The organism is Rhizobium sp. BR 314, from assembly GCF_047445805.1.
GTDB lineage: Bacteria > Pseudomonadota > Alphaproteobacteria > Rhizobiales > Rhizobiaceae > Rhizobium > Rhizobium lusitanum_B.
In genome coordinates this window covers 46,033-68,181 of sequence record NZ_JARWLA010000021.1, presented here as the reverse complement: position 1 = coordinate 68,181, position 22,149 = coordinate 46,033, and the positions used below count along the sequence as shown (strand labels likewise).

Genomic DNA, 22,149 nt, shown 5'->3' with positions numbered 1-22,149 from the left:
CGCGCCCTAGCCAGACGCTGTTGATAAAGTACGGCAGCCGTATATTGACCGCCGCCAAGGCGAGGAATGTCGAGAGTAATTTTCTGTTCTTGTCGTATGCGGTAGTACACAGGTGTGGCTTGACAACATTTTGAGTGCCCTCAATCCAACGTCGCCCGCGGTCAACGCTGTTCGAATGCTATTGATAGTTACGTACCTGCATTATTTTAGGCCATTTGGAATTGGATTTTCCGCTCGTGATCCCGTCGGACAAGCAGGGAGCACGTCACCCTCAGCAGCTTGGTATTAGCGGAACAGCAGAGTCATCACAGGCGTAACGACCACGCCAACCTCAGTCGGCGAAGAATAATGCCCCTGGCTTCGCAAAGCTGAGCCTGAATTTGGTGGCCGCCCGGTTGGCGGACAACACGAAGTTTGTATCCGCTTCACAACAGGGTGTTATGCCAAGCGTGCTCGCCAAAGGGTCGTTGCTTCGAATCCTTTCAATTCCACCATTCGGTGCCGACATCAATCCACGTTCCTTTGGAATGGCATGGATCATTATCAGGTACCGTCTCATCCTCCGGTACGAGCTGTCCCAACAGCCGGCCAAAAGCGCGATCTCTGGGCAGATGTCCGGGAGAGAGGTACTCCAGAACATAGGCGATCTGCTGGCCCGGTCGGCCCTAAGCCGAGTTCGCTCCGCATCGCCGGATTTCATGTTGCGCGTCTCCTTGATGTCGATCGACAATCATTGATGCTGCAAGACGCTCAGGCCGCCATCGACCGTAAGGCAGGTGGCATTCATGAAAGGGCATTCGTCCGAGATCATGAAGACGGCAGCCATGGCGATTTCCTGCGGGGTGGCAATACGGCCGCATGGATGTAGTTTCATGGTCTCGGCCTTTGCCTGTTCTGGATCAGGAAAGCTGTTCCAGTAATCGATGACTTTCTGGGTCGCGACGTAGCCCGGCGCCAGGGCATTCACGCGCACGTTCTTCGACGCATATTCGATCCCGAGCGACTTGGTCATGCCGAGAAGTGCGTGCTTGGCGAGCGGATAGGGAAAGGTGTGCGGAATGATCGTGAAGGCATGGGTTGAGGCGATATTCAGAATGGCGCCGCCACCGTGGGCGATCATCTCTGGCAGAACGGCGCGGCAGCAGTTCCAGGCGCCCTTGAGGTTGATGTCGAAGCAGCGCTGCCAGTCTTCGTCCGTCAACTGCAGTGGTTCGGCAAAGACGTTGACGCCAGCATTGTTCACCAGTGCATTGATGCTACCGATCTCTTCACCAGCTCGAGCGACCGCGGTGCGCACGGCGGCAGCGTCTGTGATGTCGGCGGCCCTATAACCGACATTCGCGCCGTCTCCTTTCAGCTTGGCGGCAGCCTGTTCCAAGAGGGCCGCGTCGCGGTCGATCAGAAAGATGCTCGCGTTCTCGGCGGCATAGGCCTCGGCAATTGCCAGTCCGATTCCTTGCGCGGCTCCGGTAATAAAGATCCGCTTTCCGGAAAGGCGATTTGGCATTTGGTGTTCCTCTTTCAGCTTGTTCCGAAAATTCGGCCGATGAGCAGGTCGCGCTTTATTGCGGATATGATTGCGGCTGCAGGCGAATGGATGCTGCAAGGGTTTCCCCCGGCTGCAGGATCTTCAAGTCTCCCAGATCGGGAAGGTTATGACCATTGGCGATGTGCGACATCGGCTCGAAGCAGAAATAGTCATGGCGGTATGCTGGGATGAAATCCGTATCGGGAATGAAGACGAAGGCGTGCCTGACAGTGGCGTCCGCTGTCAGTCGCAGGCTGGCGCGCTTCTCCGGCCACGCTATCAGCGCCTCACCGCTCCAATCCTCGAGGCCGTTGTTGACCCAGCGACGGGGGAGCGACAACGGCCGCGAGAAATCGAGGTCGGCGGGAATGTCCGTTCGCTGCCCCGGCAAAAAGCCCTCGGTCTCGGTCCAGAAGTGCCGCGCCGGTGCAAAGAGCGTCGTTTGTGCGGTTAACGGAAAATAGGGATGCCAGCCGAGCCCGAACGGCAGCGCGTGAATGCCGGTATTCTCGACGCTCATATGAAGCGTCAGCCCTTCGGAAGACAGGGTGATAATCTGCCTGGTATCGTAGCGATAGGGCGTATCGGCCTCCTGATGGTGAAAACCGATCTGCACTTCGCTGCTGGTGCGGGAAAGAATGGACCATTCAGCCTGCCAGCCATCGCCGTGCAGATAATGAGGATCCGAGGCTGTGTTCGGCCGAAGCCGATAATCGCGGCCTTCGAACGTAAAGTGGTTGTTCCTGACACGGTTGCCGAAGGGAACGAGGGGATAGCAAGCAGAGGAAGACGCATTGGCACCGTCCTGGGTAGGTCTCAACAGTGCAATTTTACTTCCATCCATCATCCAGGAGTAGTCCCTCAATGTGCCGCCCGCGGTCGATACGCGAGCCGAGAGCAAGCCGTTCTGCAAATTGATGATGCTCATGAAGCGGCTGCTTTCCTCTTAACGGCCAAGGCGGCTCCCGAATGGAGCGGCACCCTATATTCGCGCCATCCAATGTCAACAGATATATAGGATTTATTTTAACATGACCTGCGGCTCATTGCAGCTGTGCACGTTGAATTTCTTGAGTAATTTCAGACATCCGAAATAGAGACGGTATGGACGTGGCATCCGCGCGATAAAAAATCATACACAAATGTTGACTGGTATGATGTTTTTTTCTATTCAAACTCTGCTGCCGACCAATGGCAGAGCGAGATTTCAGGGAGAGAGACCATGCGCTTTTTCAAAGCAGCCATCCTTGCGGGGGCGTTTGCCGTTTTGGCAGCCAGCTCGGCGCTTGCCGAGGACGTCAAGATCGGATTCATCGTGAAGCAGCCGGAGGAGCCCTGGTTCCAGGATGAATGGAAATTCGCCGACCAGGCTGCCAAGGAGAAGGGCTTCACGCTCGTCAAGATTGGCGCCGAGGATGGCGAGAAGGTGCAGTCGGCGATCGACAACCTCGGCGCACAGGGCGCGCGGGGCTTCATCATTTGCACGCCTGACGTTAAGCTCGGCCCCGGCATCGTTGCTAAGGCCACGGCCAATCAGTTGAAGCTGATGACCGTCGACGACCGCCTGGTCAATGCCGAGGGCAAACCGCTCGAAGACGTGCCGCATATGGGTATTTCCGCCACCAAGATCGGCGAGACCGTCGGCCAGGCGATCGTCGATGAAATCAAGAAGCGCGGCTGGGACATGAAGAATGTCGGCGCGGTTCGCGTTTCCTACGATCAGCTGCCGACCGCTGTCGACCGCGTCGAAGGCGCAATCTCGGTCCTGAAGGCGGCAGGTTTCTCAACGGCAAATATCTATGACGCGCCGCAGGCCAAGACCGATACTGAAGCTGCCCTCAACGCCGCGACCACGGTTCTTAACAAGCATGCTGATGTCAAGTATTGGGTCGCTTTCGGCCTTAACGACGAGGCTGTGCTCGGTGCTGTCCGTGCCTCGGAATCGGTCGGCATTCCCGCAGCGAACATGATCGGCGTCGGCATCGGCGGCGCGGATTCGGCGATCAACGAGTTCAAGAAGCCTGCTGCAACCGGATTCTTCGGCACGGTCATCATTTCGCCGAAGCGCCACGGCTACGAGACGGCCCTCAACATGTATGACTGGATTGCCAACAGCAAGGAGCCGCCGAAGCTGACGCTCACCTCCGGTTCGCTTGCGCTGCGCGGCGACTATGAGAAGGTTCGCAAGGATCTCGGCATCGAATGATAGCCCTGCCAGGATGATGTCCGTCCGGCGGCTTGTTGCCGCCGGACCTTCTCTCGATGGAGCAAGCATGGCTTTCCTTGAATTCAAGGGCATTTCCAAGGGCTATCCCGGTGTCCAGGCGCTATCGGATGTTTCATTCGATGTCGAAAGAGGCGCGGTGCATGGGCTGATGGGTGAAAACGGCGCCGGCAAGTCGACGCTGATCCGGGTCCTCTCGGGCGATCAGGCCGCGGATACCGGTAGCATCGTCATCGATGGCGTGGAGCAGCACTACAGCTCCGTCCGCGATGCCTTTCACGCCGGCGTCATCGTCATCCACCAGGAGTTACAGCTGGTGCCGGAACTGACCGTTGCCGAGAACCTCTGGCTCGGCCGCTTTCCCGGCAAGGCCGGTGTGATCGACGGCAGGACATTGATCGAAACCGTTCGCAGCAAGCTCAGGGAAATCGGCATCGACGTTGATCCGGCAGCCAAGATTTCCTCGCTGTCGATCGGCGCCCGCCAGATGGTGGAGATCGCCAAGGCTGTCATGGTCGATGCGCGGGTGATTGCGCTCGACGAGCCGACCTCGTCGCTATCGTCACGCGAGAGCGAAATCCTGTTTTCCTTGATCGGCCGGCTGAGAGCCAACGGCACGGTCATCCTCTATGTCTCGCATCGCCTGGATGAGATCTTCCGGCTCTGTGACAGTCTCACTGTGCTGCGCGACGGCAGGCTTGCAGCGCATCATCCAAAGATCGCCGATACGACGCGCGAGCAGATCATTTCGCAGATGGTCGGCCGCGAGATCAGCAATATCTGGGGCTGGCGCGAACGTCCGCTCGGCGAAGTTCGTCTCGAAGCCCACGGGCTCTCGGGCTCGAAGCTGCGCAATCCCGTCACCTTCTCGGTCCGCAGGGGTGAAATTCTCGGCTTTTTCGGCCTTATCGGTGCCGGCCGCAGCGAGATGGCCCGCCTTCTCTATGGAGCCGACCATCGCCACGAAGGTAGCGTCTCAATCGACGGCGTCGCCGTTTCGCCGAACAATCCGAAGGCTGCCATTAGTGCTGGCATGGTTCTTTGCCCGGAAGATCGCAAGTTTGACGGCATTATTCAGGGACGATCGATTGAGGAGAACATCGCCATCTCCTCGCGGCGGCATTTCTCGCCCTTCGGCATCATCAATCCGAAGAAAGAAGCCTCGGTCGCAGATCAGTTCATCGCCAAGCTCAGGGTTCGCACGCCCACACGCAAGCAGGATATCGTCAATCTCTCGGGCGGCAACCAGCAAAAGGTCATTCTCGGCCGCTGGCTTTCAGAGCAGGGCGTCAAGGTTCTCGTTATCGACGAGCCGACGCGCGGCATCGATGTCGGCGCCAAGTCGGAAATCTATGAAATTCTCTATGAACTGGCAGCTGGCGGAATGGCGATTGTGGTCATTTCCAGCGAGCTTCCCGAGGTCATGGGCATCTCCGATCGTATCATGGTCATGTGCCAGGGCCGCGTCGCTGCCAATGTTGCCCGCGTCGATTTCGATGAGCGGGCCATTCTGACCGCGGCGCTGCCCGACAAGAGCGCCGCCGGCACAATCTAATTCAGGAATGGTAGTGATGAATTCATTGAAAAAAATCCTCCTCGGCGAACAGGGTCTGGTGGTGATCTTCGCGATCGCATTCGTGATCGTCTCGCTCCTCGTTCCGAGCTTCCTGACAGAGCGCAACATGCTCGGCCTGCTACAGTCGGTGGTGACGATCGGCATCGTCGCCTGCACCATGATGTTCTGCCTTGCCTCGCGCGACTTCGACCTGTCGGTCGGCTCCACTGTCGCCTTCTCGGGCATGATCGCCGTCATGGTGTCGAATTCCACCGGCTCGATTCCGCTCGGGCTTGTGGCGGCCCTGATCTGCGGCAGCGTCGTCGGTGTCGTCAACGGCATCGTCATCGCCAAATTCCGCATCAATGCCTTGATCACCACGCTCGCAACCATGCAGATCGTGCGCGGCCTTGCGCTGATCGCCTCGGATGGGCGCGCTGTCGGCATCAACGATCCGACCTTCTATCAACTGGCGCTGTCGCGCTTCCTGACCGTGCCGACGCCGATTTGGATTATGGTGCTGCTGTTCGTCATCTTCGGCTTCACGCTTAACCGCACGGTTTTCGGCAAGAACACGCTTGCAATCGGCGGCAATCCCGAAGCGTCTCGTCTTGCCGGCGTCAACGTCGTCAATATGCGGATCTGGATCTTTGCGCTTCAGGGGTTGGTCTGCGCCATCGCCGGAATTTTGCTCGCCTCGCGCATTACTTCTGGACAGCCGAATGCGGCAACCGGGCTCGAACTCTCCGTTATCTCTGCCTGCGTACTGGGCGGCGTGTCGCTCGCCGGCGGTCGTGCCGCCATGACCGGCGTGATTGTCGGCGTCCTGATCATGGGCATCGCCGAAAACGTGATGAACCTGCTCAATATCCAAGCTTTCTATCAATATCTCGTGCGTGGCTGCATCCTGTTGATCGCTGTTCTGCTTGACAATCTGCGCTCTTCGGCGGCAGGGCGTGGCAGCCGCTGATAGTGACCAGATTTCTTGGGGGAAGTTTGCCGAGCTTGCAGTTGCGCATTGATGTCTGGGCGTGGCGCCACTCATGATCGCCACCGGGCCAGCGGAAGGGAGTGCAAGTGATGAGTACGCGTTTGGGGTCATTGCGGACAAAGCGGGGTGGTGCTACCCCCGAACAGGGGAAGCGCACCGTGCGCGAGGAGCTGCTAAAGAAACTCATCAGGCAGATCGTGTCGGGCAGTCTTGCCGAAGGCTCAATTCTCCCAAATGAGGCCGAGCTTTCCGACGTCCATGGTGTCAGCCGGACCAGCTTGCGTGAGGCGATGCAGTATCTCTCGGCACTGGGAATGGTGCGCTCACGAACCCGCGCCGGCACCACGGTTCTCCCGCGAGAAAACTGGAACTATCTGGACCCGCTGGTTCTCGATGCCACTCTGGCGCTTAGCAATGACCGCAGCTTCTATGACTCCCTGCTTGATGCGCGACAGGTGTTGGAACCCGCCGCTGCAGCGCAGGCGGCCGCCAACGCCACGGCAAAGCAGCTCGCGCAGATCGCTGGGGCTTTCGAAGACATGGTTGCTGCCAACGCCCGTGACAATGAAGCGTGGAGCCAGGCTGATCTGGAGTTTCACACTGCCATCATCAATGCGAGCGGCAATTGGGTATTTCGCCAGTTCGCCACAGCCATCCGAGCTGCCTTGCTTGCCAGTTTTCGATTGACCAATCGCGCGAGCCAGTCGCACGAATATGCGATCGCTCGGCATCAGGATGTGTTGGACGCCATCCGCATGCGCCGGCCTGATGCCGCCCGCTTTGCCATGGAGCAACTGATCGGAACGGCCAGGATGGAGCTCAGCGACGCCCTGCGGGCGGCCAACCCAAAGGATCAATCAGCCTGAAGTGAGTTGCAGCTATTCGATTCAGACGTCTCAATTGATTTGGCTTCCGCAAAACTGTGCGCTGCGATATCGCTAAAATCGCATCCTTCTCCGACCATAGGACCTATGCCTTGTGTATTCAGACCATAGTCTGACACGCCGCCACAAGCGGCTCCTTGGCCCCCACATTGTTCGAACGAATGTCAGCTCTTTCTCGCTGGCGCGCCATCTCGATCGATGATGATATCCAGGCGCATCGTCTATGCGATGGTCCCCTTCGGACAGCACCGATCAGGCCTGTCATACTTTGGCAGGCCCAAAAGCTGAACAGGACGTAGCTGCGCCGATCCTGGTCCTGATCGTTAAAATGCGACTGATTGTTTACACCATTGGGCAAGGCACGGGCTGCTACCGGAACCGCGTTAGATCAACAACGAGAAACCTTAAATGCGACAAGCACATGATGTGGTTGGCGGCGTACGCAAATCAATGAATGACCTGGCTGAAAATCTTATGGCTTTGATCGCCGCAAACCATCCGCCGGCGGTCATTCTCGCGACGCTTATGGGCGAGGCCGCCCTGACTTTCCCGGGCTTGCGGGACGTGGATCTCATGAAGCTGATTGATGATCTTTTGCTGAAGGCGGAATCCCAATTTGCGCACCGCTCCAAGGTCATCCGGTTTGCAAGACCTCATGCCGTCATAGCCGCAACCGTGCTGGTGCAATGATCCGCTAAGTTACTCGCGATGCTAGTGCCTGGGGCTATCAGAGTCCAAATCAGGCCCTTGATTATTCGTCGTGAAAAAGCGAGACGAAATTGCTACGATACGAATCTAATCATTTTTCTGGATGCCCCCATGTTCAAGAATCTTGCTATAGCGGCCACTGCACTAGTGCTGATCATATCGGCAACACCATCGTTCTCGCAAAGTATTGAGATCGGTCCTGGTGGTGTGCGCGTCAATCCCGGCATGGAGCCGCCGCCCGTTGACATGGGTATTAGCGAACGCCAGGCCATTCGCATCGCACGGGATGAAGGCGTGCGCGAAGTCGATAATGTCGCCCGCAGGCGAAATGTGTTCATCGTCGAAGGTTCGGATCGAGATGGCGACGACATAAAGGTTGTGATCGACCGGCGAACGGGTGAAGTGCTTTCGGTTGAGTAAGCATTGACGGCGGACGATGTCGCGCAGTTTTAGAGTGCTGAGCTGCGGATTCTGCCGCAGCCAGGCCTCGATCCGCCGCCCGACCTGGTGGGGTGGTAAGCGTGCTCGTTCAGGTGGTTTCGCTTCGCGCGACCATCTGGACTTTTTCCCACACGAGATCGGACTTGGGAATGTTGAGCTTGAAAATCGTATTGAACGTATCCGCGAGATGGTCCGCACTTGTGATGCGCTGTTCGCTGATCTTGTCTGCCGTCACGCTGCGCAGGCAATCGTTCTTCAGGGCGACATAGCCATCCGAAGTATGCCGCAGGATCGCAAGCGCGTTTGTGAATGGTGAACCGGGATCCTGGGTCAGCCAGCCAAGCGTGGCGGCGATGGCGCTCTCGTCGCTGTGATCGGGCCGAAAATCGAAGCTATGCGCGAGGCCGTTCGTATGGTTATTGAAACGCAGCCAACCGTCGTCCGTGGGCGAGATCGAAAAATCAAAGCCACGTTGGCTGATCGGCCCGACGGCAAGCGGTACCGGTTCGACGATGGCATCGGCCAGGCCAACCTCGGCAAGGTACGGCCGGTCGAGATCGACACGCAGAGTGAGATGATTGCCGATCGCGGCATCGCCTATCATTTCGCGATTGACGCCGCCGCATAAGCGCGTCACGCGAAAGCCGAGCGCCGTAAGCGCCGCACCGAACAGACCGTTCATCTCGTAGCACCAGCCGCCGCGCTCGCTCTCCACCATTTTGGCGAATGCGACGGATGGGGCGATCGAGGACGGCCATCCCATGAAAGCATCCAGCGCCTCCCAGGTGAAGGCCATGAGATGGGCGCGGTGAAGCCTCGACAGGCTCTCGCAATCGAGTGAAACCGGCCGGTCCACTCCGATCCTTGCAAGATAGGCGTCCAGTTGGCCGGACGTCAGGGTCATTCCATTTTGGCTTGAAGAGGCGCTTGTCATCCTTTGGTTCCTTTTGATGGACTGCTTTCGAGATTTCCGATGCGGCTATGCTGTCAGCCTGCGCTTCATGGTCTTGGTTCCACTCAAGCGCTGACACGGATGCCTGCCGATGAAGCAAATGGGCGTAAAGCTCCTTCCTTCGCCGATGCGGAGGCAACGACGTTGGGCAGGGGGAGAGGATTTGGCATGGTGCCGGTCGCGATGTTCTTGCCGCGATCGGTGGGTGTCAATCACGCGGCGGACAGGGCTCCTTGGGCAGACCTTTGCACGAAATCCTCAATTTCTGCGACGAGCCGGGCCGCCCCTGGGCCTTCTTCTGCGATGGCGCGCCCAAGTGCCAACGCCCGGTCACCAAAGCTCGGCTCGGAAAGGACGCGCCGCACGGCCTCGCAGAGCATTTGCGGTGCTGCCGAAGGATCGAGGCGCAGGCCGACACCGTGGTAGGCGACACGGGCGGCATTGTCGTTCTGATCGCGCCCCATTGGGAGAATGATGAGGGGGACGCCGTGGTGCAGTGATCGCATGATCGTGCCGTGTCCGCCGTGAGTGACGACCGCGTCGGCTTTGGCCATGATGTCGTCATGTACCGCATTGGGAAGAACTGTGATATTCGCCGACGACTGAAGATGAAGTGCCTCAAGCGCTTTTCCGAGGGTAACGACCACCTCGACCGGCTCCCCAGCCAAGCCGGATATCACCCGCTGGAGCACATCGGCCTGCCCTTGATTGGTTGTGCTGAACGATACGAGTACGAGTGGCCGCATCGCCCGCGCCTGCTGGCTCGTCCAGCCTTCGTGAGCCCAACTCGGCATCTCCAGAAGCGGCCCCACATAGCGTACATGGTCCGGCAGATGCTCGGTGGGAAAATCGAAGCTGCTGCTGGTGGCAAGGAGGTGGCGGCCGGCGCTCAAGGGCTGTTCGTGAACATGGGCCAGCGGCGCGACGCCGAAATGAGCACGGGCGGCGTTGAGGCAAGGCAGGAAGCCATCCCATGTTTGTTCCACCATTGCCGAAACTTCGGCATCGCGGGCCCTGTCCGCCGCCGATCGAGCAGGCTGAAAGCCCGGACCGAATGGCGGGTGTCCGGGAAGGGGCCAAAGCGAGATGTTGCTCGCGAGCAAGGCCGTCGGAACCCTCGCAACTTCGCCCGCGAGCATGCTGCCGAACAACAGATCCGAGCCGATAAGGATATCGCAAGGCTCCGCTGCCAGTGCTTCGAGAATATCCTCGGCGTAGGCTTGCGCCGGCCCGACGAAGATCCGTTCGCACCCCCTTTGGAAGCCGGCCAGGGAATCGGCAGTTTCCCAATCCCGAATGAAGCAGCTTTCGAAGGTCCGATCCGGCCGGTTTGGCGCGCGCTTCCATGGCAGGAATCGGGCTCCTGCTGCGATCGCCTCCGCTCTCATCGTGTCGTCGGCGATAAGGCGCACGTCGTGGCCCCGGTCCGCCAGGGCACGCACTGCCGCGAGCGTCGGCGGCACGTTGCCGCCACCTTCCCATGCGGCTACCAGGATGTGCAGATGCTGCCTCGCATCTATTGTCTTTATCATCGCCTTAGTCCCTACTCGATGGAGACCGGATTAGTGCGCTCCATCCTCCCGCAGCAGGCGCTCGATCGCCTGCGTCATAAGCCGCTGTGTCTCCATCGCCGAATGTCCCTGCGCTCGACGCAACAGATGCCAGATCCAGACATCAGTCTGGACCAACAACTGGGCGAACCGATCCCTGCGGGCCTTGTCATCAAGCTTGTCGAGCCAGGCCTTGAACATGTCTGCGATCCACCCGCGATGACCTTCGCGTCCGCGATCGAGAATGGGAGTGAACTCGGGGAAGCGCGCTTCCTGCCCGAGCGTGCGCACGATGACGTCGCCGGTGCGTTCATAATCGTCCATCAGGACCGCGACGATGTCGGCCACGCTTTCAGCGGGCGTGCTCCAACGCTGGGCCTGGATCGAGACATCCAGCCGGGCCGCCATGGCACTGAGAACGCCGGTCTTGCTGCCGAAGCGCCGTATCACGGTTTGGCGGGTGGTGCCGGCCGCGGCGGCGATGTCGTCGAGAGTGATCTCGTCGAACCAGCGCTCCGCGAGGAGCGCGGTTAAGGCGTCGACGATCTGCTGCTCGGTATCCAGAACCGCATCGGCGCGCGCCGACTGACGATAAGCTCGCGGAGACATGCTGTTGACGCCTTCTCGATTTAATGTTACGCAGTGTAACGTGAAATAGAGAGAGCGTCAACCTGGATCCTGTAGTGATTTGACACCTTCAAATTGAACCGGTTTCGGTGGAATTTTCAGACGCATCTTCCTGGCCAGGAATGGAACGGGAAGCGTGCCGGTCTTTGAACCGGGCATGTCAGCTGTCTTTCAGTCTTCATTCAGCAGGCTTAGGAATGCCAACAACGTCGCTGTGACGAGGGACAATTTCAATGGGCCGACTGAAGCGAGGGTTTCGTCTTAGAGATCGACGGCGCACTCAAGCAAGTCATCGAAAGCAGCCATTCGTTTGCGTGGCACTTGAATGCGGCATCATTTAATGTGCATAATAATATGAATTATCGAGCAGTGGCAAAATTACTACGGGCCCATCGCTGCCCAGTCAAACGGCGAGAGGCAACATTGTGAGGGCATTATGCAGCGCCTGGAACGCCTTGCAAAAGGTAGCTTGCCCCCTAAGAACCTAGAAACGCTCAAGCGGGTATTTGATCAGATGGTCAGGGGGGCGTGTTTAGATTTCGACGAATGTCGCCGCGACCGCTTGGCTAAGCGACTGATCTTCTTGTTTCAATCCGGATTGATCAATCCCGCTCAGTTAGAAAAAATTGCGATGCTCTGGGAGCTGACCGATGACCAGCTTGCCAAACCGACGACAGTTTATAAGACGAAACAGCCGGTTTAGAAGTCAGGTGGGCTATGATGGACCCGATTGATCAAGCTCCTGTCTCATCAAGAATGTGAGGAGCGCCGCCGATGGTAAATCGTGGGTTTTGATTGGCACAAATCTGGTGGTTATCGCGGCGGTTTGCGTTGCGCGTTGTTCAGCCAGTGCGGTCAATCCGGTTTCGTTCATTCGCGATCGAAGCGCTGCATCGTATTGCTTATTCCAGGCCCTCATCTGAAGGTCCAGTCTTATCGTTGGCGGTTCTTAAGTTCCAGCGCCGCGATCGAACTGCATCGACCACAACTGGGCCAGATTGGCCGAAGCGCATTAGGGGCACCGCGCATCTCGCCTGTCGATGGCGTTGTTTCGAATATTCTGGCAGAGCGGTAACTTGAAGGGTGTCGAGTGCCGCCGATATCTAGCCTCTAGATCTCATGAGCATTCCCCATTTAAGGTTTAGAGGACATATCCGTTCTTTCGCGCCTCGTAGCTGGTCCGAGGGGTTCATGCACAGTCTTCTCTGCAACCTAATTGTCCATGGCAGGAGCCTTGGTGGCAGACCTCATGCCGCCCTCCTTCGTGCAAGAGACTAAGCGAGGTCGGTTGCCTTGAACGTGAAGTGATGACTGTTCCGTGAGCACACCAGCGATCAAATCGCGACTTACCATCTCGAGGCGAACACCTGGAGGTGCTGATACTGCCGCGTGGGTTCGCGACGTGAGCACGCAACAACTTGCAGATGGGGATTTTGCCTTTATCACTCTGGCGGCAGACAACGAGTATAATCACTAGACATTCCTGGAATGTAATGATCGCCCTTCCAAGGGCTGGACAGAGCTTCCGAGCTCTGAGGAAATCAGCTCGACGGCTCCCTCCGTTGTGGTAGCGATATAGTGAAGTTGGTCTAACGGATCTACTTCTTGAAAAGGAATTTACCCTGTCTGGCGTTATTGGCATTCTTCCGGAAGATTGAGACCTAGTGGAGGACGCGATGATGCCTGCTGATACAATGCACTTCGACAAGTCAACTGGGAACCATGCTGTCGCTTTGGACGTGCCTCGGCTAAACGACACGTCCGTCGATGCGATGCGGCACAAATCAGAAGAGGTACTTCGCTTAAAAGCTGATGGCAGATCAATTGATGACATAGCAGGAGAGGCGGGCGTCACCCGATCGACGGTGACCAGAATCTTGCGCTATGTGGAAAGAGCCGCCGCCAGCTAGCTGAAATCTGGTCCGACAAACTCGGCGGACGCTCCCCGAAGGAATTCAATAATTTGGTTGTTGGATTGAGCATCAATCCTATACGCGCGACATCGCCGGTCGTGACGTGAGGGACGGCGCGCCTCATGGAGCCTTCGCCCTTTCGAGGTCGGCTTCAGCTTCAACGCTACGACGATGAAGATTGGAAGGGGCGGGACCGGCACCTGTTCAACATGGGTCAGGAAGACGTTCCCGTTCATCGCCCGCCGTGGACAAACTGTTCGGTTATTCCGCGAGGGGCAACGCTCACCTCGAAGTGCACGCCCCCGTAGACTTGCCATCTCAGTCGAGAGAGAATTCGGCGGGCCTCGATGAAGATCAGCTCTCTGGATCGAGGTCGGGCTGACCATCGAACCAGACGCGCTGGCGCTTCAAGACATCCGATCGGTCTTGCTCCAGTGCATGTGCGGACTTCTAGAGCTCCATCCGCGGCCTCGCAACCAGGCGCCAAGCGCACTCCGGCTGATCCTAACCTGCCGCTCGACGGACACGCTCCAGAATTTCGGACGCGATAACCGAAGTATTGTTCGCGCGTTATCTTGAATCGAGAGATGTAGAAATTACTTATATACATAAGCGTGAAGTTCACGCTGGATGAAGCCTTCGGTAGGTTTCTTGGTGAGGAGGTTGCTATGGCAAGCGCTTTTATGAAAGGAAAAAGGACGCAGGATTGGGCAAATCTGCTCCTGGCTGCATGTTTGTTTGTCTCCCCCTGGATATTCGGCTTCACAGCCGAGGTGATGCCGAGCTGGAACGCATGGATCGTTGCTGTCTTGCTCGGTGTGTTGGCGACCGCCGCACTTTCGATATTTGCGGAATGGGAAGAATGGGCCAATCTGGTGCTCGGTCTGTGGCTGATCGCATCTCCCTGGTTGCTCGGTTTTGGCGCCAACGCAAACGCGATGTGGACGGATGTCGTTCTCGGCGTGCTCGTTGTCGCGGCATCGCTGTGGGCAGTTTGGGATGTTCATCATCCTCATGCCCACGCTTAGGCGTGGATGCGAGCCCGATATTGAATAGACCCGCCGCGCAAAGCGGCGGGCATGTGCTGACTGTTCCGATCACGGCGACTAATTAACAACTGGCATCAGGCCGCGCGCTTTCTTGCGCATTTGTTAAACCCGCGATGCCGCAGGTGAGGCACTGTGGGGCTCAAATACCCAGCAGTCTCATGCCGCAGTCCCGTTCAGAGAATCTTGGCCTTCTTATCTGCCCCCGCGAATGCCATGCTCGTCGTTGGGCTGGAGCGCTTCTCCATTCGGCTATTTCTCATCGATCGCGCTGCTTTGGGCAGGTCGCGATTGTTCTCTTAGGGGTGCTCGTCTTGGGCTGAGGCTGAGCCATATTGCGAGCATTTGATATCCTTTTCAGGGAGCCGGATGGTGCCGGGCCTTACGGACCAACTCCGAAAAAGGTCAGTCTCGTGAGGATCGTGTAGTGCGATTCCGAAACCATCAGAGCGACGAAGACAAGTATCAGGACCGGGGGAAACAAGATGGCATAGATCAACGCCAGCCGCTCCCACGCCATGTGCATGAAAATCGCAACGATCAGCCCGGCCTTCAGGATCATGAACAGAAGGATCAGAGACCATCGGAGATAGCCCTGGATGGCGAAATAGTCGACAAGGTAGGAGAAGGTGCTGAGGACAAAAAGCAGTCCCCAGACGAGCATATACAGCCTTATCGGATGCTGTTGTCCGGAATGTGCCTGCCCTTGTGTCATGATGCCATCCTCACCACAAATAGAAGAATGCAAAGATGAATACCCAGACCAGATCCACGAAATGCCAGTAAAGCCCGGTGATCTCGACGATCTCATAGTGGCCCTTGCGGCTGGTGAAAAAACCTCGCCTTTCCTGGTCGAAGTCTCCTCGCCACACCTTGCGTGCCATAATCAGAAGAAAAAGAACGCCGATCGAGACGTGGGTGCCGTGAAAGCCGGTGATCATGAAGAAGGACGAACCAAACTGTGCCGCCCCCCATGGGTTCTCCCAGGGGCGGACTCCTTCCCTGATCAGTTTGGTCCATTCGAATGCCTGCATTCCGACGAACGCCGCGCCGAGGACCGCTGTCGCCAACATTAGCAGAGCGGTCTTGCGACGATCGTGGCGATATCCGAAGTTGACGGCCATGGCCATCGTGCCACTGCTGCTGATGAGAACGAAAGTCATGATCGCGATCAGGATCAGCGGAATTTCCTTGCCACCGATCGTCAGGGCGAATACCTCGCTTGGATTGGGCCAGGCGACGGTGGTCGACATGCGCGCCGTCATGTAGGCCAACAAAAAACAACCGAAAATGAAGGTGTCGCTCAAGAGGAAGATCCACATCATCGCTTTGCCCCAAGAGACATTCTTGAACGCCCGCTGGTCCGACGACAGGTCGGCCGCAACACCGCGCAGTCCTGCGGGCCGCAAATGCGGATCACTTGCCGGTCTTTCTATGGATTCCGTCATCATCGAAACTCCTCAAGTAACCAGCTGACGGCAGAGATCGACGAAACTGTTCGCCCAACCGGCGAAGAGCGCAAAAAGGATCAGCCAGACAACGAGCATGAAATGCCAATAGATGGCGCACAGATCCACGCTTAAGCGAACTCTTGCGAGGACCGGGCTGATACGAGCGCGGATTGTCGTCCGTCCAAGCACGAAAAGCCCGCCCAATATGTGCAGGCCATGCAGTCCCGTGATCATATAGAAGAAGCTATTCGATGGGTTATCTGCGAGAACATAGCCTGCCGCCACCAGCTGCCGCCACGCCAGAGCTTGCCCAACCAGAAACAGAAGAGCCAGTGCGAAAGTCACTGCAAGAGCCGTATTCAGCATCTCGCTGCGGTCGAGACGAGCTTCGGTTTTTGCCCATTGCAGGGTGACGCTGCTGGCGGCAAGGGCAGCCGTATTCACCCAGAGCAGCCGCGGAATCGGGATGCTCCACCAGTCCGAGCCGCTGAGGCGGGTAAGATAGGCGCTGATGAGGAGTGTGAACAAGGCACCGACAACGGCAAGAAAGATGCCAAGACCGACTTTCGCTGTGGTCGCCGACGATCCGCGCATCTCCGCCGCATCGCCCGCAAAACCGGCTTCCAGCCAGGGCTTTGAAGTCAGCCGCTGCCGCGCCATCCACCAGGCGATGACGCAGGCGATCCCTGCCATGAAGATCAGAATGGCGCTCATGACAACGCCCTTTCGGACGGCCCGCTCGAGGCCGGCTGATTTTGCGGCAGGAAGTCCTGATCCGCTCCGGGGACACTGTAATCATACGGCCAGCGGTAGACGACCGGTAGTTCCTTGCCCCAGTTTCCGTGAACGGGTGGCGTTTGCGGCGTCTGCCATTCCAATGTCGTCGCTCGCCATGGGTTGCCGCCCGCTGGTTTGCCCCAACGTAGGCTCCAGGCGAGATTGAGCAGGAACAGAAGCTGAGCGGCGCCGACGACTAGCGCAGCGACAGTGATGTACATGTTCAGCGTATGCGCAGACGGAGGTATGAAGGCCGTCTCGCCAAGCTCGTAATAGCGGCGCGGCACACCCATCAGGCCGAGATAGTGCATTGGGAAGAAGATCGCATAGGCGCCGAGAAAGGTGATCCAGAAGTGGATATGGCCCATCGTCACATTCAGCATGCGACCGGTGACTTTCGGATACCAATGGTGGATGGCGCCGAAGATCACCATGAGCGGCGCGACTCCCATCACCATGTGGAAATGGGCAACTACGAACATGGTGTCTGAAAGCGGCACGTCGACGACGACGTTGCCGAGAAACAGGCCAGTCAGCCCGCCATTGATGAATGTGACGATAAAGGCGAGGGCAAACAGCATCGGCAATGTCAGATGAATATCGCCGCGCCAGAGCGTCAGTACCCAATTGTAGACCTTGATCGCCGTCGGGATGGCGATGATCAGCGTCGTGGTCGCAAAAAAGAACCCGAAGTTCGGATTCATGCCGCTGACATACATATGATGCGCCCATACGACAAAGCTCAGCGCAGCAATGATGACAATTGCCCAGACCATCATTCGATAGCCGAAGATGTTTTTGCGTGCATGGGTGCTGATCAGGTCGGAAACAATGCCGAAGGCCGGGAGTGCCACGATATAGACTTCCGGATGGCCGAAGAACCAGAACAGATGCTGGAACAGGATAGGGCTCCCGCCACTTTGTTGCAATTGTTGGCCCATTTCGACGATGGCGGGCATGAAGAAACTCGTTCCCAGTAATCGATCGAACAACATCATGACGGCGGCGACAAAGAGCGCCGGGAAGGCGAGAAGCGCCATGACGGTCGCGGTGAATATGCCCCAGACTGTTAGCGGCATCCGCATCAGCGTCATGCCACGCGTGCGTCCCTGCAGCACCGTCACGACATAATTCAATCCGCCCATCGTGAAGCCGATGATGAACAGGATCAGCGATGACAACATCAGAATGATGCCCCAATCGCGCCCTCCAGGCGTGCCCGACAGAAGAGCTTGCGGTGGATACAATGTCCAGCCAGCACCTGTCGGTCCACCGGGTGCGAAGAAGCCGACGACCAGGACTATGACGGCAAGAAGATAAAGCCAATAGCTCAGCATGTTCGCATAAGGAAACACCATATCACGCGCGCCAAGCATCAAAGGGATCAGATAGTTACCGAAGCCACCGAGGAACAGCGCCGTCAGCAGGTAGATCACCATGATCATGCCATGCATGGTGATGAACTGATAATAATGGTCTGCGTCGATGAAGGAAAAATAGCCGGGAAAGCCGAGTTGCAGACGCATCAGCCAGGACAGAACCAGTGCCACCATCCCAATCGATATGGCGGTTAGGGCATATTGAACGGCGATGACCTTGGCATCCTGACTGAAGACGTATCTCGTCCACCAGCTTTTCGGGTGATAAAGCTCCACGTCCTCGACTTCAGCGGGCCGGATGACCTGCTCGGTGCCGGATCCGATATCGACCATATTACATCCTCCTTGTTCCCTCCAATGCAGTTTTCCGCCTCAACCACGCTGACACTTACTTAGCCGCCGATTTTTCCGCCGACGCCAGCGACTGCGAAAAAGTCTGCTGTTGCTGCAGCCAGGCTTGATAGGCGGCTTCACTCTCGACCACGACCGTGCCGCGCATCTGCGGATGGCCGACGCCGCAAAGTTCCGAACAGAGAACTTCGAACGTTCCTGTCCGCATTGGCGTAAACCAATAATAGGTGACCGTGCCAGGGATCATGTCCATCTTGCCCCGGAATTGCGGCACGTAGAAATCGTGTATGACGTCGATCGAGCGCAGAAGCAATTTGACGGGTTTGCCGACGGGTATGTGCAACTCTCCACCCTGGACAATGACATCGTCCATTCCTGCAGGATCATTCTTGTCTAAACCGAGCGGGTTTTCCGGGGTGATGTTGCGCGTATCAGCCCGCCCGAGCCGCCTGTCTGCGCCCGGCAGTCGGAAACTCCATTGCCATTGCTGCCCGACGACTTCGACCACGCTGGCATCGGCTGGGACCGTCACGAACTGCTTCCAAACGACCAAGCCCGGCGCGAGCATCGCAGCCACGCCAATTGCGGTTCCCCCGGCAAGCCACCATTCTAACCGCTTGTTTTCCGGCTGGTATGCCGCCTGGCTTCCGCCGCGGTGCCTGAAGCGGAGGATGCAATAAGCTATGAACAACACGACCGCCGTGAAAACGAAGCCGGTGATCCAGAACGTGATGACAATCGTGTTGTCGATATAACTCCAATTGGAAGCGATCGGCGTCCACCACCATGGGCTGAGCAGATGAAACGCGATCGATCCCACCACCAGCAGAACGAGAACCACGACGACAGCCATTGTCGCCTCCCTGACCCGGCCGCGAATATTTCCATAGTCCCATCACGAAGCGTTTTAGTATTATCTCATGAAGAGGTCGGGTGGGCAATTGCTGCAACGACAGCGGCTTACATTGGCAAACTTTAAGGGGGCCAAAGAGCCCACGCGAACAGATCGGCGGTGTCAAAATGCGGAGTCTGATTTCGTCGCTCCAACCGGCGACCTGGAAGACAGCTCATCCACACCTGGCGTCAGGCTATTTGGAGTACTGTTTCAGATAGGCGATCAGATTGGTAATTTCTGTATCGTCCTTAAGCCCGGGGAAGGTCATTTTTGTGCCTTTCACCTTCACCTTGGGATCGTGCAAATAGTCGCGGAGCGATGTCTCACTCCAAACGAGGCCGTCTTTGCCTGCCTGCTGCATTGCCGGCGAATAGGCAAAGTTCGGATGTGTTCCAGCCGTTCTACCGAATAGACCGTTCAGCGAGGGGCCGATCTTGTTCTGGTCCGTTTCGGCTATATGGCAAATGGCGCATTTCTTGAAAACAATGGCCCCTGCGGCCGCATCGCCGTCCTGCGCGAGAGCGTCAAGCGGGACAGCAGTGGCAAGAAGCAGGCAGATCGGAAGAAAACCGTAAGACATGGCAATCCTCATTTTCTTCATCGCTATTCCAAACGACGCGACTCCCAGCGGACAGGTCGTAACGGCTTGGAGGATGATCCTCAGGGACAAGTTTCCTTTTTGAATTCAAGGCATGCGGTTCGGATAGGAGGCAATCAATTTCCGATATAAGTGCCAGGTGGAGTGCCCGAGGATGGGCATGACGACCGCAAGGCCGATAAAAATCGGGATTGTGCCGGCGACAAGCAGCGCCGCGACGATCAATCCCCAAAGTGCAACAGGCCCTGGATTGGCAAGCGTGGCACGTATGCTAGCATTTACGGCTGCGATTGCGCCGACATCCCTGTCCAACAGCAGCGGGAAGGTCACCACCGTTGTCGCCAACACAATTACTGCGAACCCGAAACCGGCCAGGTTCCCCCAAAGCATAAGAGAGGCGCCTCGACGGGTCGTCAGCACATCTGACAGGAACGTGAAGACTGAGGTCAGACCGGCTTCGCCGAAGGTTACGGTGTAGATGCGCTGGGCGACAACTAACCAAGCGATGAAAAGCGCAAGCAGCATGAAGCCTACAGCTATAATCGATGGCAGCGCCGGAGAGTGACGAACCTCCAGCGCATGATGCCATGCGCTATCCAATTGCTGTTCGCGGCGTCGACTGATTTCATAAAGACCGAGGGCCGCAATCGGGCCAATCAATGCAAAGCCCGAGATCAAGGGATAAATCAGCGGTAGCACGTTAGCGCCGGAACTCCACATGATGAGGAAAACGCCTGTGATCGGATACACGATACAGAGAAAAACGTAATGTGATGGCTTGTCTGCAAAATCATCAAGCCCCAATCTGAGCGCGTCCATGAGATCCGCGACGGCTATCTTGCGCACTTCGGGGCGCACAAATTCGCTGCTCGCACCAGCCATGACATGGAATGCCACCATAACATCTGTCCTCTTACACCGAGTACCGGCTGGTGGTGCAAAGACGTTCGGCGAATTTTTATCTAAAAATCAAGCCACAACCGGCTGCCGCAAATATATCAAATCTTATCGCTTTTGTCGCCTATTCTTTGTATTGTAATATTATGCTCTGGTAATCTAATGCGCCAAATGATCGGCGATTTTGAACGCGGACGCGTGGTAAACAATGCTCGCCTGCGGCAGCGAAATCTTGCCCCTTACGTGTCCGACAATCGGCTCGCCCCTGTTGCGTCGATGAAATTGAATAAGTGGTCTGTCGGGCGTGACAATCAGGTGGGAAGCAGACTGATGGCGCTTGCCGCATTCAAGCCCAAAACCTTCAGCGCTCTATCCGTCGAAGTGGAGCCGTAGCTTTCCACTCCGACATATCTCCCGGTAGGCTTCCACGTTTTGCGTCATCATTTGCCCGGCAGCGCTGTTTCAGTTGGGAAGTGGCGGCAAATAAGGTGCATCCAATCCGCGAAACGGATCGCGCCAGGCTTCGATCTGGTTCAATCGATCAGACCAGCGTCTTATGGCTGGATAGTCCTCTATCGGGAGGCGCGCCGCATCGTTGAATGGCAAGAACGTCGCCATGCGAAAATCGGCGAACGAGATCGTCTCGCCGAGGATCCACGACTGATTGGACAGCTCACTTTCAAGAATGACTGCCGCCTTGTTGAATTGTCTTAAACCCTCCGCAACTATCATATCGTCACACGGCCCTATATTGTAGCGCAGCTTCGTGCCACGCTCCCAATGAACGGTGTCACACGCTTTCATGAAATTCTCCTTCGCCCAACTGATCCAGCGGATCATATCCGGCTCTTCGCCATCGGTTCTCCAGAAGTTCGAGCCGGCATGTCTGGATAGCCAGCAGGCGATCGCATCACTTTCCCAAAGCGTTCGACCGGAGTGCTCCAAAATTGGCAAAAGAAGGTTGGGGTTGAGCGGCAGATATCGCTCCGATTGTCCAGGAGCCATCGGTGCGGCGAACTCGAACGCGACATCTGTTTTTAGGAACCGCGCAACGGCAACTGCAAGGCGCGGATTGGGGTTTCTGCTGAAATATAACTTCATTTGGTTTTGCCTCCGGTGTCCTTGCCGAAAAGACGAACGAAGGTTCCTCTTTTCGACAATCGCGGATCAAAAATCTTCTCCGAGATGCTCGGCAAAGCTCGCACTTTTCCCACGCTAGATGAGTAACGCCGTATGGAATTCAAACAATTTTCAGCGAGCGCTCAAACCAATGTGCGCTCAAAGAAAACTGCTCGGAGGTCCAAATCCTTCGACGTTGTTCGAACGTAAGTCTCTGATGCGCAATTCGGGGCAAAAATTGTCTCGACTGAAGAGCCTTGCGC

General features: G+C 57.0%; 22 protein-coding genes and 1 pseudogene. 9 read left to right on the top strand and 14 right to left on the bottom strand.

All coding sequences use genetic code 11. The annotated features are described in order from the left end of the window. Nucleotides 1-730: 730 nt before the first annotated feature. Both QD461_RS23235 and QD461_RS23230 read right to left on the bottom strand, forming a co-directional pair. A complete protein-coding gene (locus QD461_RS23235; RefSeq protein ID WP_414089850.1) occupies nt 731-1,507 on the bottom strand; it encodes an SDR family oxidoreductase in 777 nt (258 codons plus the stop codon). A gap of 55 nt (nt 1,508-1,562) precedes the next feature. Continuing rightward, entirely contained in the window at nt 1,563-2,456 is an 894-nt protein-coding gene (locus QD461_RS23230; protein ID WP_414089849.1) for an aldose 1-epimerase, read from the bottom strand. A 294-nt stretch (nt 2,457-2,750) separates the two neighbouring features. Between QD461_RS23230 and QD461_RS23225 the strand changes: the two genes are divergently transcribed. From QD461_RS23225 to QD461_RS23200, 6 genes are all read left to right on the top strand, one after another. Further along, on the top strand, nt 2,751-3,734 hold the full coding sequence (locus tag QD461_RS23225; RefSeq protein ID WP_414089848.1) for an arabinose ABC transporter substrate-binding protein: 984 nt from the start codon (nt 2,751-2,753) through the stop codon (nt 3,732-3,734). 67 nt (nt 3,735-3,801) lie between these two features. Beyond that, nucleotides 3,802-5,307 carry an L-arabinose ABC transporter ATP-binding protein AraG gene (gene araG / locus QD461_RS23220; protein WP_414089847.1) on the top strand — a complete coding sequence of 502 codons (1,506 nt, stop codon included), beginning with the start codon at nt 3,802-3,804 and terminating at the stop codon, nt 5,305-5,307. Nucleotides 5,308-5,323: 16 nt separating this feature from the next. Then, nucleotides 5,324-6,277, top strand: coding sequence for an L-arabinose ABC transporter permease AraH (gene araH / locus QD461_RS23215; protein WP_184707580.1), 954 nt, complete (start codon nt 5,324-5,326; stop codon nt 6,275-6,277). 110 nt (nt 6,278-6,387) lie between these two features. Continuing rightward, the gene (locus tag QD461_RS23210; RefSeq protein ID WP_414089846.1) at nt 6,388-7,164 is read left to right on the top strand and encodes a FadR/GntR family transcriptional regulator; all 777 of its coding nucleotides are present in this window, start codon (nt 6,388-6,390) and stop codon (nt 7,162-7,164) included. Between the two features lie 426 nt (nt 7,165-7,590). Next, nucleotides 7,591-7,872 carry a hypothetical protein gene (locus QD461_RS23205; RefSeq protein WP_414089845.1) on the top strand — a complete coding sequence of 94 codons (282 nt, stop codon included), beginning with the start codon at nt 7,591-7,593 and terminating at the stop codon, nt 7,870-7,872. A 129-nt stretch (nt 7,873-8,001) separates the two neighbouring features. Then, nucleotides 8,002-8,310 carry a PepSY domain-containing protein gene (locus QD461_RS23200; protein ID WP_414089844.1) on the top strand — a complete coding sequence of 103 codons (309 nt, stop codon included), beginning with the start codon at nt 8,002-8,004 and terminating at the stop codon, nt 8,308-8,310. 109 nt (nt 8,311-8,419) lie between these two features. On the opposite strand, the gene QD461_RS23195 is transcribed toward QD461_RS23200, so the two are convergent. The 3 genes from QD461_RS23195 to QD461_RS23185 all read right to left on the bottom strand — a co-directional run bounded on the left by QD461_RS23195 (nt 8,420) and on the right by QD461_RS23185 (nt 11,442). Further along, entirely contained in the window at nt 8,420-9,265 is an 846-nt protein-coding gene (locus QD461_RS23195; protein ID WP_414089843.1) for an arylamine N-acetyltransferase family protein, read from the bottom strand. 230 nt (nt 9,266-9,495) lie between these two features. Next, complete coding sequence (locus QD461_RS23190) at nt 9,496-10,815, bottom strand: glycosyltransferase (protein ID WP_414089842.1); 1,320 nt, start codon at nt 10,813-10,815, stop codon at nt 9,496-9,498. A gap of 30 nt (nt 10,816-10,845) precedes the next feature. Next, a complete protein-coding gene (locus tag QD461_RS23185) occupies nt 10,846-11,442 on the bottom strand; it encodes a TetR/AcrR family transcriptional regulator (protein ID WP_414089841.1) in 597 nt (198 codons plus the stop codon). 454 nt (nt 11,443-11,896) lie between these two features. On the opposite strand from QD461_RS23185, the gene QD461_RS23180 reads away from it, so the two are divergent. Together QD461_RS23180 and QD461_RS23175 are read left to right on the top strand one after the other, a co-directional pair. Next, on the top strand, nt 11,897-12,163 hold the full coding sequence (locus tag QD461_RS23180; RefSeq protein ID WP_414089840.1) for a hypothetical protein: 267 nt from the start codon (nt 11,897-11,899) through the stop codon (nt 12,161-12,163). Between the two features lie 973 nt (nt 12,164-13,136). Further along, nucleotides 13,137-13,370: a helix-turn-helix domain-containing protein gene (locus QD461_RS23175; RefSeq protein ID WP_184707529.1), complete on the top strand. Its 234-nt coding sequence runs from the start codon at nt 13,137-13,139 to the stop codon at nt 13,368-13,370. Between the two features lie 278 nt (nt 13,371-13,648). On the opposite strand, the pseudogene QD461_RS23170 reads toward QD461_RS23175, so the two are convergent. Then, nucleotides 13,649-13,900, bottom strand: a pseudogene (locus QD461_RS23170) (IS630 family transposase); the annotation flags it as partial. A gap of 141 nt (nt 13,901-14,041) precedes the next feature. Here QD461_RS23170 and QD461_RS23165 point away from each other — a divergent pair. Beyond that, nucleotides 14,042-14,401: an SPW repeat protein gene (locus QD461_RS23165; RefSeq protein WP_414089839.1), complete on the top strand. Its 360-nt coding sequence runs from the start codon at nt 14,042-14,044 to the stop codon at nt 14,399-14,401. A 400-nt stretch (nt 14,402-14,801) separates the two neighbouring features. Here the strand turns inward: QD461_RS23165 and QD461_RS23160 are convergent, their stop codons facing one another. From QD461_RS23160 to QD461_RS23125, 8 genes are all read right to left on the bottom strand, one after another. Next, nucleotides 14,802-15,134 carry a cytochrome C oxidase subunit IV family protein gene (locus QD461_RS23160; RefSeq protein WP_414089838.1) on the bottom strand — a complete coding sequence of 111 codons (333 nt, stop codon included), beginning with the start codon at nt 15,132-15,134 and terminating at the stop codon, nt 14,802-14,804. A gap of 10 nt (nt 15,135-15,144) precedes the next feature. Beyond that, nucleotides 15,145-15,867 carry a heme-copper oxidase subunit III family protein gene (locus QD461_RS23155; RefSeq protein ID WP_414089887.1) on the bottom strand — a complete coding sequence of 241 codons (723 nt, stop codon included), beginning with the start codon at nt 15,865-15,867 and terminating at the stop codon, nt 15,145-15,147. A gap of 12 nt (nt 15,868-15,879) precedes the next feature. Beyond that, entirely contained in the window at nt 15,880-16,584 is a 705-nt protein-coding gene (locus QD461_RS23150) for a cytochrome c oxidase subunit 3 (protein ID WP_414089837.1), read from the bottom strand. After that, complete coding sequence (locus QD461_RS23145) at nt 16,581-18,359, bottom strand: cytochrome c oxidase subunit I (protein ID WP_414089836.1); 1,779 nt, start codon at nt 18,357-18,359, stop codon at nt 16,581-16,583. Before QD461_RS23145 ends, QD461_RS23150 begins: the two co-directional genes overlap by 4 nt. Nucleotides 18,360-18,414: 55 nt before the next feature. Further along, nucleotides 18,415-19,230, bottom strand: coding sequence for a cytochrome c oxidase subunit II (locus tag QD461_RS23140; RefSeq protein WP_414089835.1), 816 nt, complete (start codon nt 19,228-19,230; stop codon nt 18,415-18,417). A 235-nt stretch (nt 19,231-19,465) separates the two neighbouring features. Beyond that, nucleotides 19,466-19,852: a c-type cytochrome gene (locus QD461_RS23135; RefSeq protein ID WP_414089834.1), complete on the bottom strand. Its 387-nt coding sequence runs from the start codon at nt 19,850-19,852 to the stop codon at nt 19,466-19,468. 105 nt (nt 19,853-19,957) lie between these two features. Beyond that, nucleotides 19,958-20,770, bottom strand: coding sequence for a DUF2189 domain-containing protein (locus QD461_RS23130; protein WP_414089833.1), 813 nt, complete (start codon nt 20,768-20,770; stop codon nt 19,958-19,960). 459 nt (nt 20,771-21,229) lie between these two features. Next, nucleotides 21,230-21,868: a glutathione S-transferase family protein gene (locus QD461_RS23125; protein WP_414089832.1), complete on the bottom strand. Its 639-nt coding sequence runs from the start codon at nt 21,866-21,868 to the stop codon at nt 21,230-21,232. Nucleotides 21,869-22,149: the final 281 nt, after the last annotated feature.

Coding starts and splice junctions, on each gene's coding strand:
- QD461_RS23235 (WP_414089850.1), bottom strand. CDS start 1,507: ATGCCAAATCGCCTTTCCGGAAAGCGGATCTTTATTACCGGAGCCGCG.
- QD461_RS23230 (WP_414089849.1), bottom strand. CDS start 2,456: ATGAGCATCATCAATTTGCAGAACGGCTTGCTCTCGGCTCGCGTATCG.
- QD461_RS23225 (WP_414089848.1), top strand. CDS start 2,751: ATGCGCTTTTTCAAAGCAGCCATCCTTGCGGGGGCGTTTGCCGTTTTG.
- araG (WP_414089847.1), top strand. CDS start 3,802: ATGGCTTTCCTTGAATTCAAGGGCATTTCCAAGGGCTATCCCGGTGTC.
- araH (WP_184707580.1), top strand. CDS start 5,324: ATGAATTCATTGAAAAAAATCCTCCTCGGCGAACAGGGTCTGGTGGTG.
- QD461_RS23210 (WP_414089846.1), top strand. CDS start 6,388: ATGAGTACGCGTTTGGGGTCATTGCGGACAAAGCGGGGTGGTGCTACC.
- QD461_RS23205 (WP_414089845.1), top strand. CDS start 7,591: ATGCGACAAGCACATGATGTGGTTGGCGGCGTACGCAAATCAATGAAT.
- QD461_RS23200 (WP_414089844.1), top strand. CDS start 8,002: ATGTTCAAGAATCTTGCTATAGCGGCCACTGCACTAGTGCTGATCATA.
- QD461_RS23195 (WP_414089843.1), bottom strand. CDS start 9,265: ATGACAAGCGCCTCTTCAAGCCAAAATGGAATGACCCTGACGTCCGGC.
- QD461_RS23190 (WP_414089842.1), bottom strand. CDS start 10,815: ATGATAAAGACAATAGATGCGAGGCAGCATCTGCACATCCTGGTAGCC.
- QD461_RS23185 (WP_414089841.1), bottom strand. CDS start 11,442: ATGTCTCCGCGAGCTTATCGTCAGTCGGCGCGCGCCGATGCGGTTCTG.
- QD461_RS23180 (WP_414089840.1), top strand. CDS start 11,897: ATGCAGCGCCTGGAACGCCTTGCAAAAGGTAGCTTGCCCCCTAAGAAC.
- QD461_RS23175 (WP_184707529.1), top strand. CDS start 13,137: ATGATGCCTGCTGATACAATGCACTTCGACAAGTCAACTGGGAACCAT.
- QD461_RS23165 (WP_414089839.1), top strand. CDS start 14,042: ATGGCAAGCGCTTTTATGAAAGGAAAAAGGACGCAGGATTGGGCAAAT.
- QD461_RS23160 (WP_414089838.1), bottom strand. CDS start 15,134: ATGACACAAGGGCAGGCACATTCCGGACAACAGCATCCGATAAGGCTG.
- QD461_RS23155 (WP_414089887.1), bottom strand. CDS start 15,867: ATGACGGAATCCATAGAAAGACCGGCAAGTGATCCGCATTTGCGGCCC.
- QD461_RS23150 (WP_414089837.1), bottom strand. CDS start 16,584: ATGAGCGCCATTCTGATCTTCATGGCAGGGATCGCCTGCGTCATCGCC.
- QD461_RS23145 (WP_414089836.1), bottom strand. CDS start 18,359: ATGGTCGATATCGGATCCGGCACCGAGCAGGTCATCCGGCCCGCTGAA.
- QD461_RS23140 (WP_414089835.1), bottom strand. CDS start 19,230: ATGGCTGTCGTCGTGGTTCTCGTTCTGCTGGTGGTGGGATCGATCGCG.
- QD461_RS23135 (WP_414089834.1), bottom strand. CDS start 19,852: ATGTCTTACGGTTTTCTTCCGATCTGCCTGCTTCTTGCCACTGCTGTC.
- QD461_RS23130 (WP_414089833.1), bottom strand. CDS start 20,770: ATGGTGGCATTCCATGTCATGGCTGGTGCGAGCAGCGAATTTGTGCGC.
- QD461_RS23125 (WP_414089832.1), bottom strand. CDS start 21,868: ATGAAGTTATATTTCAGCAGAAACCCCAATCCGCGCCTTGCAGTTGCC.